This window comes from Flagellimonas aequoris (assembly GCF_003584165.1).
Taxonomy (GTDB): domain Bacteria; phylum Bacteroidota; class Bacteroidia; order Flavobacteriales; family Flavobacteriaceae; genus Flagellimonas; species Flagellimonas aequoris.
The window spans coordinates 164,043-181,776 of record NZ_QXFJ01000015.1; the positions used below are offsets into that span (position 1 = coordinate 164,043).

The window sequence follows — 17,734 nt, forward strand, 5'->3', positions numbered from 1 at the left end:
CTAGCTGAATTTTTTCTGGAGTTCTTGCACAACTTTTTCGGTCTTAACATTGCGCTCCTGTCTTTTTAAGATGGTAGGTTGCGCTTGTCTCACATCGCAATTGGCAATGGAACAACGTTCGCAGGTAACGCCTACCTCATAGGTTTTGATGGCGGGGTCATCCAAAAAGACTACTTTTTTCCTTAGTTCGGCATTGATGAGCAATCCCAAACTTACGCTTCGGTACTCATCTTTTTTAAAGGGGTCGACGGTGGCACTGGAAAAAATCAAATAGGAAAGACCATCACTGGGATAATGTGAAATCTGTATATCCATGTGGTGCTCTTCCTCGGTTTTGGCAATTTCCTGCAACACCCGAATGGATACCCAACGCCTGCAATACTTTTCATTGGTTTCATTGCCGTGGGGCGAATGATGATGGGTCAAATGGAGTTCTTTGGTAATATCAAAACGGTTGGAGTTCTTTTTATGGCTCAACCGAAGAAAGAAAAGGTTCTCCAAATGGTAATCGTTCGGCAGAATATTGGTCAAACGTTGATAAAGTGATTCTGGGGAGGCGTTGTAATAATTTTTGATTCCTGTTAAAAAGGTCTTGTCGAACTTGGGTTTGGACAAGAAAGAATCCACGTGTTTCTTGATCAAATCCCTGGGGATGACCAATGCTCCTGCAAAGTAAGAGGCATAAAAATTATTGAGTACTTGATCAAAATTGTGGAATTTGATCCATGTGAACGTGTAAAGGCGCTCCTCGATATTCAAAAAATTATAACCGATTTCCTTGGCGTAGATGAAGGTACGTTGGGCTTCATCAATATGGTTGGCCACCAAAAGGGTTTTGGTCTTGGGTATGAACATGGAGCGTAGGTTGTCCAATTCCTTGTACTTGGTCAGCTCCTCATTATTGATGGTATACCCATACTCTTCCACCAAAATTTCTTCCAGTTCCGATGAACTTACCGATTTTTTCAAGTCCACTTGGTATGCTTTGGCAAACTGGAGAGCGGAATCTTCCAAGTCTGGAAAAAAATTGTTGCTGGCTTCTTGAAAGGAACGGAGGGAAGCCAAATAAAAGTTTTCCTTCCCAAAGTTATAATGCTTGGCGATTTCTATGATGGTGCTGATAAAGGCATTCACCTTGGTCGGGGCGTTGGCAACAATATCGATCAGATCACTTTCCTTGATTCCGAACAGTTCCAAGGGCAACTCCTTGAAAACTTTGGATTGTAGCAATTCGCCAACAGGAGCCAAGTTTTTGTCCAATTTTAAGGAAACCAAGCTGTCATAGGGCACTTCCAGCTTTTCTGCCAGTAGGGCGATCTTATCCGTTTTAGGGTATTTCTTGCCTTTTTCAATCTCGTTCAGGTACGATTTTGAAAGTCCTGTAAGCTTGGAAAGACCGAACAGGGATAGCTTTCGCTTGGTCCTTACCTGCTTCAATTTTAGGCCAAAAATCAATTTGATGTACTCCTCTTCCATTTTTCTTGATCAAAGATAGGGTATTTTGCGAATCTTATAAAAATAGCGAACAAATATAAAAAAGCGAACGTTCGCTTGTTTTTCTCAAACGTTTGCGTTAATCTTGTTGAACAAAATGATACTGTTATGGAAGAAGCATTGATTACCAGTACACAATTGCAGTTTGCAAAGGAGGTGGAGCACTATTATCCAGAGCTGTTGACCGATGGCGCCTTGGAGTTTTTGATCGCATTGCACCAAAAATTCAATAGGTCCAGATTGCAGTTATTGGAAGAACGGGCAAAACGACAAGTACAATTTGATTTGGGTGAATTCCCAAATTTTTTGCCTGAAACCGAACAGACAAGGACTGCCAATTGGAGGGTGAAACATATCCCGGATGATTTAAGGGACCGACGCGTGGAGATTACCGGGCCCGTGGATCGCAAGATGGTCATCAATGCCTTGAATTCTGGCGCCAAAACTTTTATGGCCGATTTTGAGGACAGTAATGCACCCACTTGGCACAATTGTATGCAGGGGCAACAAAATTTGATCGATGCCAATAATAGGTCCATTTCTTATTTTGACTCCAAAAAGGGAAAAAGCTATGAATTGAACGATGAGGTGGCCGTTCTTTTGGTTCGCCCTCGGGGTCTTCATTTGAATGAAAGACATATTCTCATCAATGGAGAAGTGACCTCGGGAAGTTTGGTGGATTTTGGACTGTACGTTTACCATAACTCGGGTATCCTGAGAAGAAGAGGTTCGGCTCCCTATTTTTATCTACCAAAATTGGAACATTATTTAGAGGCTAGATGGTGGAATGATGTGTTCACTTTTGCCGAGGAATACATCGGTATTCCAGTAGGGACGTACAAAGCCACGGTATTGATAGAGACCATTACGGCAAGCTTTCAGTTGGACGAGATCATTTACGAACTCAAGAACCACATCGTAGGGCTCAACTGTGGGCGATGGGACTATATTTTTTCATACATCAAGAAATTCAGGAATCATTCCGCCTACATTTTGCCAGACCGTGACCAGGTTACCATGACCGTGCCGTTTATGGATGCCTATTCCCGATTGGTCATCCAACGATGCCATAAAAGGGGTATCCATGCTATGGGTGGAATGGCGGCCCAAATCCCTATCAACAATGATCCTGTGGCCAACGAGAAAGCATTGGAGAAGGTTCGATTGGACAAGGAACGAGAGGTAAAGAACGGGCACGATGGTACCTGGGTGGCGCATCCCGGTTTGGTAAAGATAGCCAAGGATATTTTTGACAAGTACATGCCAAAAGCCAATCAATTGGAGAAGTTGAGGGAGGATGATCATATTTCTGCCACGGATTTGATCGCCATTCCCGATGGTACCATTACGGAAAAAGGGATTCGAAAGAACATTTCAGTGGGAATCTTGTATTTGGAATCTTGGTTAAGGGGCAACGGCTGTGTGGCCATCAACAACCTGATGGAAGATGCTGCAACAGCCGAGATTTCAAGGACCCAAGTGTGGCAGTGGCTTAAGTTCAATGCCCGGTTGGATGACGGCAGAAAACTCACCAATGAACTATATCAGTCCATTTTTGATGAGGAAGTAGTAAAGATCAGGCACTTGGTAGGAGAGGGCAACCTGCACAACACCAAGTTTGAAGAGGCCATTGCCCTGTTTGATAAATTGGTGAAAGCCAATGAGTTTGAGGAATTCCTGACGATTAAAGCCTATAACGAGATATAGGCGTATCGATCATATCAATAAAAAAATCCCAAGAATGCGCGAACATTACCTGGGATTCAAGTCAAATTTCGAATTATAAAATTATGGAAAAAAAGGAGAAAATTCAAGCTTTGGTAACGGATTGGACCGTTAACCCTAGGTGGAAAGGTGTTGAACGCCCTTATACGGCCGAGGAAGTCATCAAACTTCGCGGATCGTATGAAATTGACCATTCCATTGCGCGGATGGGGGCCGAAAAACTTTGGGAGAAATTGAACAACCAGGATTTTGTGGCAGGTTTGGGAGCCTTAACGGGAAACCAGGCCATTCAGGAAGTGGAAGCCGGTTTGGATGCCATTTACCTTAGTGGCTGGCAAGTGGCGGCCGATGCCAATCTTTCCGGGGAAATGTATCCCGATCAATCGCTTTACCCGGCGAACAGTGTACCCATGGTGGTAAAACGCATCAACAATGCTTTGTTGCGTGCCGATCAAATCCAAACGGTGAACGGCGTTGCCGAAAAAAAGGATTATTTGGTACCGATCGTAGCCGATGCCGAAGCTGGTTTCGGGGGAAACCTAAATGCTTATGAACTCATGAAATCCATGATAGAAAATGGGGCTTCTGGAGTGCATTTTGAGGACCAATTGAGCTCCACAAAAAAATGTGGACACTTGGGAGGCAAGGTTTTGGTCCCTACCCAGGAAGCTATTAATAAACTCATTGCGGCCCGTTTGGCTGCCGATGTCATGGGGGTGCCCACCATTATCATTGCCAGAACCGATGCTGATGCCGCCAATTTGTTGACAAGTGATATTGACGAACGAGATCATAAATTTTTGACCGGAGAACGCTCTTCCGAAGGATTTTTCTATATAAAAAATGGCTTGGAACAAGGAATTGACCGAGGTTTGAGCTATGCTCCTTTTGCCGATCTGATCTGGTTGGAAACCTCTACACCCGATTTGGAACAGGCTAAAAAGTTTGCGGAGGGTATCCACAGCAAATACCCCGATAAGATGTTGGCTTACAACTGTTCGCCATCCTTCAATTGGGCGGCCAAGTTGAGCATGAAGGAAATGGAAACGTTCAGGGAAGAACTAGCGGCCATGGGCTATAAATTCCAGTTCATCACCTTGGCAGGTTTCCACGCCTTGAACACGAGTATGTTCGAACTTTCCAAATCGTATAAGGAAAGGGGAATGGCTGGATATTCGGAATTGCAGGAGCGGGAGTTCGCTTTGCAAAAGGATGGCTTTAAAGCCGTAAAACACCAAGGATTTGTAGGTACGTCCTACTTTGATATGGTACAGAATGTTGTTACGGCCGGCAAGGCAAGTACCATGGCCATGAAGGGCAGTACGGAAACAGCACAATTTTAATTTTGGGAATTTTTCAATCTGTAGTTATTTGCTCATAATTCCACGCCCCCTTTTTAGGGGGCATTTTTTATGTATCAGGATATAGGGGAAGTAATTTGAATGTTTGCGTTTTTGAGCAAATAGGCGCCAAGAATACTTTCGGTTTCGATGGTGTTCTTTTGAGGGGTGATGAAGGCCTCTATATCCTCCAAGGTAGAAACATCCGAATCATTATCGATAAAACCATAGCCCTTGTACATACCATCAGCAATCAGGATAACGGCACTTTCATTTTCGTCCCTTCCTTTTTCTTTAATGATTTTCACTTCGGAAGCCAATAACTTCATGTGTGAAATGGCCTCCTTAACCTTTTCGTTATAATGCTCCACAGGTTCCTCTCCCTTACAAATGCCCTCACAGGTGGTGATTTCGTGGTGGGAACATGCCGCATGGGTTTGTTGTAAATGACAGTAGCGTGGGCAAAGCGAGAAGGTTTTACAAATTTCTTCCAGATAGGCCCTGCATTCTGTTTGGCCGTAAAAAATCTTCAACGGATTAGGAGCTCCCTTTATGGTATTGTAGGCCAAGTGCAGGATATCGTTGCGATCTTCATATGCAAAAATGGCGTATTGCCTCACAATTCGTTTTTGAGCCCGATTATAGGGTGGAAAGAGCCGTTTTATTTCCGCGGATTCCATCAATAGGGCAACCAATTCGCTGCCGGACAGTTGATAATCGATATGGGCCGTTTCACTGCACATTTGGATTTCCTTGGTGCTTTTGTCATAAAAATGGCCCAATACCCTTTTTTTAAGATTGATCGCCTTACCTACATAAATGATTTCCCCTTTTTGGTTTTTAAAATAATAGATTCCGGGTTTTGAAGGAATCTTGGTAAACGCCGATTTGGGAAGGTGCGGGGGCAAGGTGGCCTCTTGGCTGCGGGCGTTCAAGAATTTTTTGAAAACGCCATCTGCACCTTCCATGTTGATCAACCTCTCGAACAAGAGCATGGTGGCATGGGCATCGCCCCGAGCACGGTGCCGATCTACTAACGGTATTCGGATGGATGAGCACAGTTTTCCCAAACTATAGGAGCCAAGCCCCGGGATCAAACTTCTTGACAAACGGACGGTGCACAGTTTTTTTCGGGTAAAATCGATGCCGATCTGACGAAATTCCTCCTTGATTACCCCATAATCAAAATTTACGGAGTGCGCCACAAATATGGCGTTTTCGGTCATATTCAAAATGTCGTCTGCTATGTCGGAAAAAGTGGGGGCGTTCTGCACCATTTGATCATCGATGCCTGTCAATCCGGTAATGAAATAGGGTATGGGACATCCGGGATTGACCAAAGTGGTAAACTCATCCACCACTTGGCTGCCGTCAAACTTAAAAATGGCAATTTCGGTTACCTTGTTCCCTTTAATGCCGTTTCCCGTGGTCTCTATGTCGATGATGGTGTACAATCCAGATAAAATTGGACAATGAAATTATGGATAAACTGCACAGCATACAAATCCAAAACTATCCTTTAATGCGTTGCCGGTATTGGGTGGGAGTACACCCTTTCAGTTCCCTGAATTTTCTGTTGAAATTGGCTATGTTGTTAAAACCGCACTGTTCCGCTATCCCATTTACGGGAGATTCGGGCTGTCCCGATAAAAGCTTACAGGCATTTTCTATTCGGATCTCGATTAGAAATTGGAAGAAGGTCTTGTTGGTTCGTTTTTTGAAATACCTGCAAAATGCATTTTTACTCATATTGGCCCGCTCCGAAATCTCCTCCAGGGAAATTTGTTCATGATACCGCTCCATGGCATACTCGTATACATTGCTCATGCGTTTCCCTTCGTCATCGGAATAGGTTTTTCTATAGACAAAGGAAGAAAGGGGCTCCGTTTTGGATTTGGTTATTTGACTGATGATGAGTAACAATGTGGCAATTTGCTCCACTTTGTCCTGACGAGCCAACAGGTTGAACAAGGCTATGATCTTGTCTTGGTTCGATAGTACTTTCATACCGTATTCTGACTGTCTGAAGAATTCGTTGGCCAAAGCAAGGTCAGAAAGCTTAAAGAAATCCTTTCCAAAGGAATTGTAATCAAAGAACAAGGTGTGCACGACCGATTCTTTGTTTGCACTGGCATCACTTCTAAAAACGTGGGGAATAAATCCTCCAATGATCAAAATGTCCCCTTCTCTATATTCATTAATGGAATCCCCTACGATCAGTGTACCGAACCCTTCCTGAACATAACTGATCTGGATTTCACCATGTTGGTGAAGTTGATCGTACAAGACCTTCTCTCGGTCTACTTGATAGACCAAGGCCTCATCTTTGGGTTTCGGAATTTTGAAGGGAAGAACTTTCAAGACCTCTTTTTACAAATATTATTAAAAAAAATGACCCTAAATAAATATAAGGGTTAATATAGTATCACAATGAGCTAATAATTGGAGCACTTGTTGCGGACAACTCTTTTTATTTTTGTTATATAAACAATTGACTACTATGATCAAATGGGAAGGCGTAATGCCAGCTTTAACCACAAAATTCAACAGTGAGGACCAATTGGACCTTGCCATGTTCGAGAAAAATGTAAGGGCCCAAATGGAGGCCGGTGTCCATGGGATTATTTTGGGCGGAACCTTAGGGGAGGCCAGCACCTTGGAACAACACGAAAAGGAAACGTTGATCAAAACCTCGTTGTCCATTGTGGAGGGTAAAATCCCTGTGATTATCAATATTGCGGAACAAAGTACCAAAGCGGCCATTGCTGTTGCCCAACATGCCGAAAAAGTAGGCGCCCAAGGATTGATGTTATTGCCTCCCATGCGGTACAAAGCCACTGATTATGAAACGGTCACCTATTTTAAGGCTATCGCGAAGAGCACCTCGCTTCCCATTATGATCTATAACAACCCTGTGGATTATAAAATAGAGGTAACTTTGGATATGATGGAAGAATTATTGGAGTGTGATAACATCCAGGCGATTAAAGAATCAACTAGGGATATCACCAATGTCATTCGCTTGCAAAACAGGTTCGGGAATCGTTTGAAGGTGTTTACCGGAGTGGATACCTTAGGTCTGGAAAGTTTGGTTATTGGTGCAGATGGCTGGGTGGCCGGTCTAGTATGTGCCTATCCTGCTGAAACGGTTGCCGTTTATGAATTGGTAAAAGCGGGACGAATCCAGGAAGCCTTGAAAATCTATAGATGGTTCATGCCTTTGTTGGAACTGGACATTAGTCCACAATTGGTGCAGAACATCAAACTGGCAGAAGTGGCCACAGGTATAGGGACCGAGAATGTACGGGCACCAAGATTACCGCTACAGGGAGCGGAAAGGGAACGGGTGCTCAAGGTCATTGAAACAGCCATGGCAACCAGACCAGAGTTGCCCGAATATAAGAATCTTAAAAGTGTAGTATGATTACAGGTAAAAACTGTATCGCAGGAGAATTTATTGCCAAGGGGAAGGTGGAATTCAGAACCATCAACCCTAAATTGAATATGGAAAACCCCACCGTTTTTGTGGAAGCCACAAAAGAGGAGGTAGGAGAAGCTGTGACCAAGGCATGGGAAGCCTTCAAGGTATTCCGTAAAATGTCCGGCGCCAAAAGAGCCGAATTTTTGAATGCCATCGCTGATGAAATACTGGCTTTGGACCAAGAACTGGTGGATATGTACATGCTGGAGTCCGGATTGCCAGAAGGTAGGGCTGTTGGTGAAAGGGGCCGTACTGTTTTTCAGTTGAGGTCTTTTGCGGAATTGGTGGCCAATGATAATTGGAGGGAGAATACTTTTGATGCCGCCCAACCTGACCGAAAGCCATTACCAAAGGAAGATCTTAGAAAGACCATGATCCCGTTGGGTCCTGTGGCCGTATTCGGGGCCAGTAATTTCCCATTGGCCTATTCCACGGCAGGCGGCGATACCGCAAGCGCATTGGCTGCGGGTTGTCCGGTAATCGTAAAGTCACACCCCATGCATGCGGGAACTTCTGAGTTGGTGGCCTCGGCCATTGTGAAAGCTGCAGAAAAAACTGGAATGCCGAAAGGGGTATTTTCCAGTGTCAATGGTGGAATTCAAGCGGGTGTGGACCTAGTGAACCATCCGAAGGTAAAAGCTGTTGGTTTTACAGGTAGTATTGCGGGCGGTAGGGCTTTGTTCGACCTAGCTTCCAAAAGGGAAGAACCTATTCCGGTATTTGCGGAAATGGGTAGCATCAACCCCGTGGTCATTACACCCAAGGCGTTGGCCAAGAGAGCTTCGGAAATTGCCAAAACCTATGCGGGATCTATTACCTTGGGTACAGGGCAATTTTGTACCAATCCAGGGTTGTTATTGACGGTGAAAGGAGACCATACCGAAGAATTCATACAAGAATTGGCCAAGGAAACCATCGCCTTGGATCCCCAATGCATGTTGCATCCCAACATCAAAAGTGGGTACGAGAAGAAGGGTGAAAATGTGACTTCACAAAGTGGGGTGACCATAGTGGGCAAGGTGGAAGGAACTTTGGAACCCAACTATGCCGCCTCCATTGTTGCAACAGTTTCAGGAAAGGATTTTTTAGCCAATCCTAAGTTGCACCAAGAAGTATTTGGACCTTTTTCCATGGTGGTCCAATGTAAGGATGAGGATGAGCTTCTCCAAATCATTGAAGGTCTGGAAGGCCAATTGACAGCGACACTTATTGCCGAGAAAGATGATGATGTGGATTTGATGGAGCTTGTGGATGCTCTTCAAAATAGGGTTGGCCGAATCATTTATAACGGAGTCCCTACCGGGGTTGAAGTTTGTCCATCCATGCAGCATGGCGGCCCATATCCCGCGTCAACGGATTCAAGATTTACGGCAGTTGGAATCCATTCCATTAAAAGGTGGGTACGGCCTGTGTGCTATCAGTCCTTTCCACAGGAATTGTTGCCCGATCATTTAAAAGGGTAAGGATTTTTAATCTGAAAGATTGCATAAAATAGAATAGTTTTTAAAGACCTGCGAGTGGCAAGAAAAACTTTTTTTTGTGTTGATGCACATACCTGCGGCAACCCTGTTCGGGTGGTTGCAGGGGGAGGTCCCAATCTGGTAGGGGCCAACATGAGCGAAAAACGACAACATTTCCTTAAGGAATATGATTGGATACGAAAAGGGCTCATGTTCGAGCCAAGGGGCCACGACATGATGAGTGGTAGCATTCTCTTCCCACCCCATAATCCCCAAAATGATTTTGCCATATTGTTTATAGAGACTTCTGGGTGTCTGCCCATGTGTGGTCATGGCACCATAGGTACCATTACAATCGCCATCGAGGAGGGCCTTGTCTCTCCAAAAGTCCCAGGAAAAATACGGATGGAAGCGCCTGCCGGTTTGGTAGAGATTGAATACCAACAAACGGGAAAGAAGGTAGATTGGGTGCGATTGACCAATGTGAAATCTTATTTGGCTGCCGAAAACTTGACCGTAGAATGTCCGGAGTTGGGTGAATTGACTTTTGATGTGGCCTACGGAGGCAACTACTACGCCATTGTGGATTCTCAGAAAAACTTTAGCGGAGTACAGGATTTTACCGCTGGCCAGATCATTCAATATTCGCAGGTGGTGAGAAGCCGCATCAATGAAAAATACCCGAACCGATTTATCCATCCAGAAAATAGCACCATACGTGATGTAAGCCATATGTTGTGGACAGGTGAACCGATAGACCCCACATCATCGGGCAGAAATGCCGTTTTTTATGGCGATAAGGCCATCGACCGTTCTCCATGTGGAACCGGTACATCAGCCCGAATGGCACAATTGTACGCTAAGGGAAAGTTGAAATTGGGTGAACCGTTCATCCATGAAAGCTTTATCGGAAGTAAATTTATTGGTCGCGTTGAGCAAGAGACTACATTATCCGATAAGAAAGCGATTGTTCCCAGTATTCAGGGTTGGGCACAGGTGACGGGCTATAACAACATCATTATAGATGATGACGATCCCTATGCCCATGGGTTTCAAGTCCTATAATCGATTTCTCGGGTAAAGGACCCCTACAGTATTTTCATAACTGTTTTAAACATAGTTATTTCTTGATATAATTTTCATATTATTTTGCCTATACACAACGGTTAAGGGTAATATAGTATCAGTTTGTGGTAATATGAAGGGGGTGAAAAACCTAGATTATCTCTAGTTTTAGATGTCATGATGAAAAGTAGTAAAATAGCTATTTGGACCTTATTTGCTTGTGTGATGGTTACGGGTGTGCTCAAGGCCCAATCTGGCAATCAAATATTGGATGGCATTGGAGAAACGGGAATGGTTGCCCGATATATCTTCAATGGCAATGCCAAGGATTGGTCCCGAAACAACCTTCATGGCAGAATTTATGGCCCGAACGCCAAATTTGAGGATGATGAAAAATTTGACAAGGTACTTTCCTTGCCAAGCGATGACAAGACTTTTGTGTCCCTTCCGGGGGAGGCTGTGGAGGGAGAAGAATCCCTAAGCATCACTACATGGGTGAATTTCCGCTCCGACCAAGTGGGTCAGACCCTTTTTGATTTTGGAAAGGATTATAGGAACCATTTTTTTGTGGTTCCTTTTGGTACCAAGAAAAAGGAAGGGTTTCAGGCCCAAGTTATTCAAAATGGGAAGGAGAAATATACCGCCCTTTCAACCGATTTCAAAATTGAGGTAAACCAATGGGTACACTTGGCAGTTGTGCTCGATATTCCCTCCAAAACCATGAGTATCTTCATCAATGGGAAGCAGGTAGGAAAAGTGGATCACATGGAAATGGAACTGGGAGATTTGTTCACTCATGAAAACCTGATGTACATCGGACGATCTATTACCTCTAATAATCCATTTCTCTATGCAAAAATCCACGATTTCAGATTGTATCGAATTCCATTGAGTGAACAACAGATAGGAAGAATATTAAATACTGGCGAAGAGGTCGTAAAAAGAGAAAAACCCGAAGATGAGCTACCTCAATTTGAATCGAATCAACCACAATTGTACAATTCCTATTTAACTGGAGTTTCCAATGTGCAGGGAGAAACAACGGTGGGCTACCTTCCTAGGTTGCCCCGTTTTGTGAAAGGAACTTATAAAAGTGGTGTCCAAGGCCCCGAAGTGAGGGTTTTATGGCCTTCACCAACGGACAATGCCGAAGTAAAACAACCTGGTATTTACGAGGTGATCGGAAAAGTTGCTGGGACCGATTTTCAGCCAAAAGCAATCATCACGGTCAAAAATGACCAAACAGAAGTTACCCCCCATCAAACTTTGGAAGCCTTTTCTCTGGAGGAGGTTTCCTTAGATTTTGATGCTTTGGGAAAACAAACCAAGTTTATAGAAAATAGGGACAAGTTCATCAATACCTTGGCACAGACCAACCCGGATTCGTTCCTCTATATGTTCCGAAATGCTTTTGGGCAACCGCAGCCAGAAGGAGCGACACCTTTAGGGGTTTGGGACAGTCAGGAGACCAAACTGCGCGGCCATGCCACGGGCCATTATCTTACAGCGATTACCCAAGCATACGCCAGTACGGGCCATGACAAAAAATTGCAGGCCAACTTTGCCAAAAAGATGGACTACATGGTCAATACCCTCTACGAGCTTTCCCAACTTTCTGGTCATCCAAAACAAGCGGACGGGCCATACGTTTCAAATCCCACTGAAGTGCCCCCAGGTGTCGGTAGGGAAGGATATGATTCCGATTTGAGTGAAAGTGGTATCCGCACCGACTATTGGAACTGGGGAGAAGGTTTTATCAGTGCCTATCCTCCCGATCAATTCATTATGCTGGAGGGTGGGGCCAAATATGGCACTCAAAAAACACAGATTTGGGCGCCCTACTACACCTTGCACAAAATTTTGGCTGGTTTGATGGATATTTATGAAGTTACAGGAAACCAAAAAGCGTTGGACATTGCCAAGGGAATGGGCAACTGGGTACATGCACGCTTGAGTCAATTACCTACAGATACCCTGATTGGCATGTGGAATACCTACATTGCCGGCGAATTTGGCGGGATGAACGAGGCCATGGCACGTTTGTACCGGATCACCAACGAGCACCGTTACTTGGAAGTGGCACAATTGTTCGATAACATCAAAGTCTTTTTTGGTGATGCCGAACATTCTCAAGGTTTGGCAAAAAATGTGGATACTTTTAGAGGACTCCATGCCAATCAACATATCCCTCAGATCATGGGAGCCTTGGAAATTTATCGCGATTCCGAAATTCCCGAATACTTCCTTGTGGCGGACAATTTTTGGTACAAGGCCAAAAACGACTACATGTACAGTATTGGAGGTGTTGCTGGCGCCCGCAATCCTACTAATGCCGAATGTTTTATCAGACAACCCGCCACCCTATATGAAAATGGGTTTTCCGCAGGAGGTCAGAACGAAACCTGTGCCACCTATAACATGCTCAAGTTGACCCGCAATCTTTTTATGTTCGACCAGCGGGCCGAGTTGATGGACTATTACGAGCGCGGACTCTACAATCATATTCTGGCTTCGGTGGCGGAGGATAGTCCGGCCAATACCTACCATGTGCCCCTTAGGCCAGGTTCCATTAAAAGATTTGGCAATGCCGATATGACCGGATTTACTTGCTGTAATGGTACCGCTTTGGAGAGCAGCACCAAACTGCAAAACTCTATATATTTTGAAAGCTATGATCACAAAGCCTTATATGTTAACCTTTTTGTTCCTTCCACCTTACAATGGAAAGAAAGGAACATCACAGTAGAACAAAAGACAGTTTTCCCTAAGGAGAACCATACACAGTTGATCATTAAAGGGAAAGGGAAGTTCGACCTCAATGTTCGTGTACCCCATTGGGCCACCAAAGGGTTTTCTGTAAAGATCAATGGTGAAGAAGAGAAAGTATCGGCCCAACCAGGCTCGTACCTTACCCTATCAAGAAATTGGAAAAATGGGGATACTATAGATATCCAAATGCCATTTCCGTTCCACCTAGATCCAGTAATGGACCAACAGAACATAGCCAGCTTGTTTTATGGACCCATTTTGTTAGTGGCCCAGGAACCCGAAGCGAGAAACGATTGGCGTAAGGTTACCTTGGATGCTGGTGATCTTGGCAAAACAATCCAAGGGAATTCCGAGAAATTGGAGTTTACCATTGATGGCGTAGTTTTCAAACCTTTTTATGAAACTTATGGTAGACATTCTGTGTATTTGGATGTTACTTTAAAATAAATGAGCTTAAGAAAGAGAGAAAATAATTTAATAGTTTGAAAGACCAATCGATACATCAAGATGTAGCACAAAAACCAATACAAATATGATGAAAATGGGTTTAAAGAAAATCGGGACTTTGGCATTTGCCTTGATTGGTTCCCTTGCTTCGGCACAGAACAGCAAATTGGCCGACCTTGTAACGGAATTTGAAGCGGACAATTGGGCACTGAACCGCACCTATAGCTTGCACGAATCCCAAGAATATTATGAAAGGTTCAAGATCTTTTATGCAGATTGGCAGAAAAAAATGGCCACGTTGGATTTTGATGGACTTTCGCAACAGGGAAAAGTGGATTATGTGTTGTTGAAAAACTTGGTGACCAAAGGCTCTTATTTTTTAGACCAGGATTATGATGAATTCCAACAGGTTGAGGAGGTAGCAGTTTTTGCCAAGGATATCTACACCTTTATCAAGGAAAGACGAAGAGGGAAAAAGCCGGATGCTAAAAATTTGGCGCAGACCCTTCAAGATGCCTCCAAGGCCATTGCCGCTGATACCGAGACATGGAAATCCAAACCTTTCAAGGATTGGCAAACAGCCGACAAGGCATCCGACGTGGTGGTATCCCTTCAAAAAGGATTGGAAGAAGCCTATAATTTCTACTATGCCTACGACCCGGATTTTACGTGGTGGGTGAAGGAACCCTATAAAAAAATCAATGAAGAGCTCACCGCCTATGCCGAATTTCTCAAGAATAATTATTCGCAGAACAGTGTTAAGGACGATGGCAGCGGCATCATTGGCAAACCCATTGGGGAAGCGGCCCTCAAGGAAAGTCTGGCCATGGAATTTATACCATACACTCCTGCTGAACTCATCAAAACGGCAGAGGAGCAGTTTGCTTGGTGCAAAAGCGAAATGATCAAGGCTTCCCGTGAATTGGGTTATGGCGACGACTGGAAAGCTGCACTGGAACATGTGAAGAACACCTACGTCCCTGCTGGGGAACAACCTCAGGCCATTATGGATTTATATTCACATTCTGTGAAATTTATAGAGGATCGGGATTTGATCACCTTACCCGAATTGGCCAAGGAAACCTGGGGAATGGAAATGATGAGCCCCGAGCGGCAGAAGGTGAGCCCGTTCTTTTTGGGTGGAAGGGATATCATCATATCTTATCCCACGTTGGACATGGATCACGACGATAAGTTGATGAGTATGCGTGGCAATAATCCTAATTTTTCATTTCCCACAGTACAGCACGAATTGTTGCCCGGCCACAACTTGCAATACTTTATGACCAGCAGGCATAAAAGCTACAGAAGGCCTTTTTCCACGCCTTTCTGGACGGAAGGATGGTCTTTGTACTGGGAGATTATTCTCTGGAACAAGGATTTTCCGCAGACACCGGAACAGAAACTGGGCATGCTTTTTTGGAGGGCTCACCGATGTGCTCGGATTATCTTCTCCCTGAAATTCCATTTAGGTGAAATGACCCCTCAGCAATGTATAGATCTATTGGTAGATCAGGTGGGGCATGAATATGCAAACGCAGAGGCTGAGGTAAGACGTTCCTTTACCACCAGTTATCCCCCTTTATATCAATTAGCCTATATGATGGGTGGTCTGCAATTTTATGCGCTCCGAAAGGAGATGTTGGACAAGGGTTGGACAGAAAAACAGTTTCATGATAGGGTGATGCAAGAGGGCAGAATGCCCATTGAACTGTTGAGAAGCTTGTTGCAGGACCTTCCTTTGAACAAGAATTATAAGACCAAATGGAAATTCTCCACCCAGTTCAAGTAGAAGAAAAAGGTCTTAATCAGATTGTAGCTGAAAACGAAAGAATTTCAATGTAGGACTGGTGAGTTGCGGAAATCCTATCGATTTTCGGTATCTAAATCTTGAAGTTAAACCCGTCTTCTTCCACCTTTTTCTCGTACTTCTCTTTGTCAAAAACATACAGATAAGACCCTTTTCTAGAAACGGTCATATCCTTTTCATTGAGTTTTACCAGTACGTCCAAGGAATTGATCTTGTTGATGAAATTTCGCTTGTCCAGTTTTTTGTCAAGTATGGATTCGTAAAGCGTTTGGAGCTGCCTCATAGTAAATTTCTCGGGCAACAATTCAAAACCAATGGGCTTGGTCAATGCCCTTCTACGGAGTCGGGCAATGGCTTTTTGTACCATCTCGTTATGGTCAAAGATGAGATGGGGGGCTTTCTTCACATCGAACCAATTTGCAGAATCCATTTGTATATCGCCGAATCTGTGTGCATTTACGTCGATGAGCGCATAATAGGCCACAGAAATGGTTCTTTGCCCGGGATCTCGATCTACATTGCTATAGGTATGCAGTTGCTCCATATAAATGTCGCTAAGGCCGGTCAAGGTCTTCAATACCCGAACGGCAGCTTGATCAAGGTTCTCGTTTTTCTTAAGAAAGCCACCAATTAAGGACCACTTTCCCTTTTCAGGTTCAAGATTACGTTTGACCAATAATATCTTTAAATCCTCCTTGTCGAATCCAAAAATAATGCAGTCCACTGCCAAAAGAACCTGATCTTCTTTTTGGTAATAATTGAGTTGCAGGTTGGCATCTTTGGCAGCTTCCATATGATCAGAAATTTTTCGTGAGGTCTAAAATCCTAAATCTAAAATTATTAAGCAAATAACACGTCAGGAATCCCAAATAAAACAAATGAGCGCTTAAAAATTTAAATTAGCTAAAGTATGTTCTTGATAAATGATACCAACAAATGGAACATGGCCATGAAAACAATGTACCCATCTTTATATTTGTTTTTCTTCTAACACTTCTAAATTTGGGATGTAAGAAGAGCAAGAAAGAAAGTCAATCGAACATGATAACCGACAACACTCAAATGGATAGTGATTCTATAATAAAAACCACCTTTGGTGCAATGCCCGATGGTACCCAAGTTGAAAAATACACCTTAAAAAATCCCAAGGGCATGGAGGTGGATGTAATCACTTATGGTGGAATCATTACCCGTTGGACCGCTCCCGATAAAACGGGGAAATATGAAGATGTCGTGCTCGGTTTCGATGACCTCAAATCCTATTTGGATGGAAACCCTTTTTTTGGGGCTTTGGTAGGGAGGTATTGCAATCGCATTGCCAAGGGTAAATTCAATTTGGATGGAAAAACCTACACTTTGGCCACCAACAATGGGGAGAACCATCTGCATGGCGGTTTAAAAGGTTTTGATAAGGCAGTATGGAAGGCTGAAGCAAAGAGTACTAAAAAAGGATCTGTTTTGGAACTGACCTATACGAGCGCTGATGGAGAGGAAGGATATCCAGGTAAATTGGACGTGAAGGTAACGTACACCCTAACGGATGACAATGAACTTGAGGTACTCTATGAAGCCAAAACGGATAAGGCGACCGTGGTCAACCTTACCCAACACAGCTACTTTAACCTTTCAGGGAATTTTACCCAAAGTGTTTTGGACCATGAGCTTTTTTTGAATGCAGGTGCCTTTCTCACGGTGGATGCCGGATTGATTCCGACCGGAGAACTTAAACCTGTTGTGGGTACCCCGTTTGATTTTACAACAGCCCATTTGATCGGCCAGGAAATCGATTCAAGGAATGAACAATTGCAATTGGGCAACGGATACGACCATTGTTGGGTACTCAATAAGAAAGAGAGGGAGTTCGAGCTCGGGGCGAGAGCTTATCACCCGACTACGGGTCGTGTTTTAGAAGTGTATACCGATGAGCCCGGAGTACAATTTTACAGTGGTAATTTTCTTGATGGCACCCTACCTGCCCAAAAAGGAAGTATTTATGGGAAAAGAGCTGGCTTTTGTTTGGAAACCCAACATTATCCTGATAGTCCTAACCAACCCAGTTTTCCATCTGTTCGGTTAAACCCTGGTGAGGCCTATACTTCCAAAACAACTTTTAAGTTTTTGACCAAATAAAAAAGCCATCCAA

The 17,734-nt window shown here is 43.9% G+C and carries 12 protein-coding genes; 8 read left to right on the forward strand and 4 right to left on the reverse strand.

What is annotated here, in order from left to right; genetic code table 11:
- Positions 1–1,476, reverse strand: a complete 1,476-nt coding sequence (locus tag D2U88_RS06420) for a helix-turn-helix domain-containing protein (RefSeq protein ID WP_119639467.1) — start codon at positions 1,474–1,476, stop codon at positions 1–3.
- Between the two features lie 126 nt (positions 1,477–1,602).
- Between D2U88_RS06420 and aceB the strand changes: the two genes are divergently transcribed.
- Both aceB and aceA read left to right on the forward strand, forming a co-directional pair.
- Positions 1,603–3,201: a malate synthase A gene (gene aceB / locus D2U88_RS06425; protein WP_119639468.1), complete on the forward strand. Its 1,599-nt coding sequence runs from the start codon at positions 1,603–1,605 to the stop codon at positions 3,199–3,201.
- Between the two features lie 83 nt (positions 3,202–3,284).
- The gene (gene aceA / locus D2U88_RS06430; protein WP_417935273.1) at positions 3,285–4,562 is read left to right on the forward strand and encodes an isocitrate lyase; all 1,278 of its coding nucleotides are present in this window, start codon (positions 3,285–3,287) and stop codon (positions 4,560–4,562) included.
- Positions 4,563–4,636: 74 nt separating this feature from the next.
- On the opposite strand, the gene D2U88_RS06435 is transcribed toward aceA, so the two are convergent.
- Positions 4,637–6,013, reverse strand: a complete 1,377-nt coding sequence (locus D2U88_RS06435) for an exonuclease domain-containing protein (RefSeq protein ID WP_119639470.1) — start codon at positions 6,011–6,013, stop codon at positions 4,637–4,639.
- Between the two features lie 58 nt (positions 6,014–6,071).
- Entirely contained in the window at positions 6,072–6,920 is an 849-nt protein-coding gene (locus tag D2U88_RS06440) for an AraC family transcriptional regulator (protein ID WP_119639471.1), read from the reverse strand.
- A 139-nt stretch (positions 6,921–7,059) separates the two neighbouring features.
- On the opposite strand from D2U88_RS06440, the gene D2U88_RS06445 reads away from it, so the two are divergent.
- From D2U88_RS06445 to D2U88_RS06465, 5 genes are all read left to right on the forward strand, one after another.
- Positions 7,060–7,983: a dihydrodipicolinate synthase family protein gene (locus tag D2U88_RS06445; protein WP_119639472.1), complete on the forward strand. Its 924-nt coding sequence runs from the start codon at positions 7,060–7,062 to the stop codon at positions 7,981–7,983.
- Complete coding sequence (locus D2U88_RS06450; RefSeq protein WP_119639473.1) at positions 7,980–9,503, forward strand: aldehyde dehydrogenase (NADP(+)); 1,524 nt, start codon at positions 7,980–7,982, stop codon at positions 9,501–9,503. Before D2U88_RS06445 ends, D2U88_RS06450 begins: the two co-directional genes overlap by 4 nt.
- 54 nt (positions 9,504–9,557) lie before the next feature.
- Positions 9,558–10,565 carry a 4-hydroxyproline epimerase gene (locus tag D2U88_RS06455; RefSeq protein WP_119639474.1) on the forward strand — a complete coding sequence of 336 codons (1,008 nt, stop codon included), beginning with the start codon at positions 9,558–9,560 and terminating at the stop codon, positions 10,563–10,565.
- 180 nt (positions 10,566–10,745) lie between these two features.
- Positions 10,746–13,781, forward strand: coding sequence for a beta-L-arabinofuranosidase domain-containing protein (locus D2U88_RS06460; protein ID WP_119639660.1), 3,036 nt, complete (start codon positions 10,746–10,748; stop codon positions 13,779–13,781).
- A 94-nt stretch (positions 13,782–13,875) separates the two neighbouring features.
- Complete coding sequence (locus D2U88_RS06465; protein ID WP_119639662.1) at positions 13,876–15,573, forward strand: DUF885 family protein; 1,698 nt, start codon at positions 13,876–13,878, stop codon at positions 15,571–15,573.
- A gap of 91 nt (positions 15,574–15,664) precedes the next feature.
- Here D2U88_RS06465 and D2U88_RS06470 read toward each other — a convergent pair whose 3' ends face one another.
- Positions 15,665–16,384 carry an NUDIX hydrolase gene (locus D2U88_RS06470; RefSeq protein WP_119639475.1) on the reverse strand — a complete coding sequence of 240 codons (720 nt, stop codon included), beginning with the start codon at positions 16,382–16,384 and terminating at the stop codon, positions 15,665–15,667.
- Positions 16,385–16,593: 209 nt separating this feature from the next.
- Here D2U88_RS06470 and D2U88_RS06475 point away from each other — a divergent pair, with 209 nt between their 5' ends.
- Positions 16,594–17,721 carry an aldose epimerase family protein gene (locus D2U88_RS06475; protein ID WP_417935274.1) on the forward strand — a complete coding sequence of 376 codons (1,128 nt, stop codon included), beginning with the start codon at positions 16,594–16,596 and terminating at the stop codon, positions 17,719–17,721.
- Positions 17,722–17,734 lie beyond the last annotated feature (13 nt).

Bases quoted from the DNA above. Each gene is read 5' to 3' on its own strand.
- D2U88_RS06450 (WP_119639473.1), top strand. From the start codon at position 7,980: ATGATTACAGGTAAAAACTGTATCGCAGGAGAATTTATTGCCAAGGGG.
- D2U88_RS06420 (WP_119639467.1), bottom strand. From the start codon at position 1,476: ATGGAAGAGGAGTACATCAAATTGATTTTTGGCCTAAAATTGAAGCAG.
- D2U88_RS06460 (WP_119639660.1), top strand. From the start codon at position 10,746: ATGAAAAGTAGTAAAATAGCTATTTGGACCTTATTTGCTTGTGTGATG.
- D2U88_RS06445 (WP_119639472.1), top strand. From the start codon at position 7,060: ATGATCAAATGGGAAGGCGTAATGCCAGCTTTAACCACAAAATTCAAC.
- D2U88_RS06470 (WP_119639475.1), bottom strand. From the start codon at position 16,384: ATGGAAGCTGCCAAAGATGCCAACCTGCAACTCAATTATTACCAAAAA.
- aceB (WP_119639468.1), top strand. From the start codon at position 1,603: ATGGAAGAAGCATTGATTACCAGTACACAATTGCAGTTTGCAAAGGAG.
- aceA (WP_417935273.1), top strand. From the start codon at position 3,285: ATGGAAAAAAAGGAGAAAATTCAAGCTTTGGTAACGGATTGGACCGTT.
- D2U88_RS06465 (WP_119639662.1), top strand. From the start codon at position 13,876: ATGGGTTTAAAGAAAATCGGGACTTTGGCATTTGCCTTGATTGGTTCC.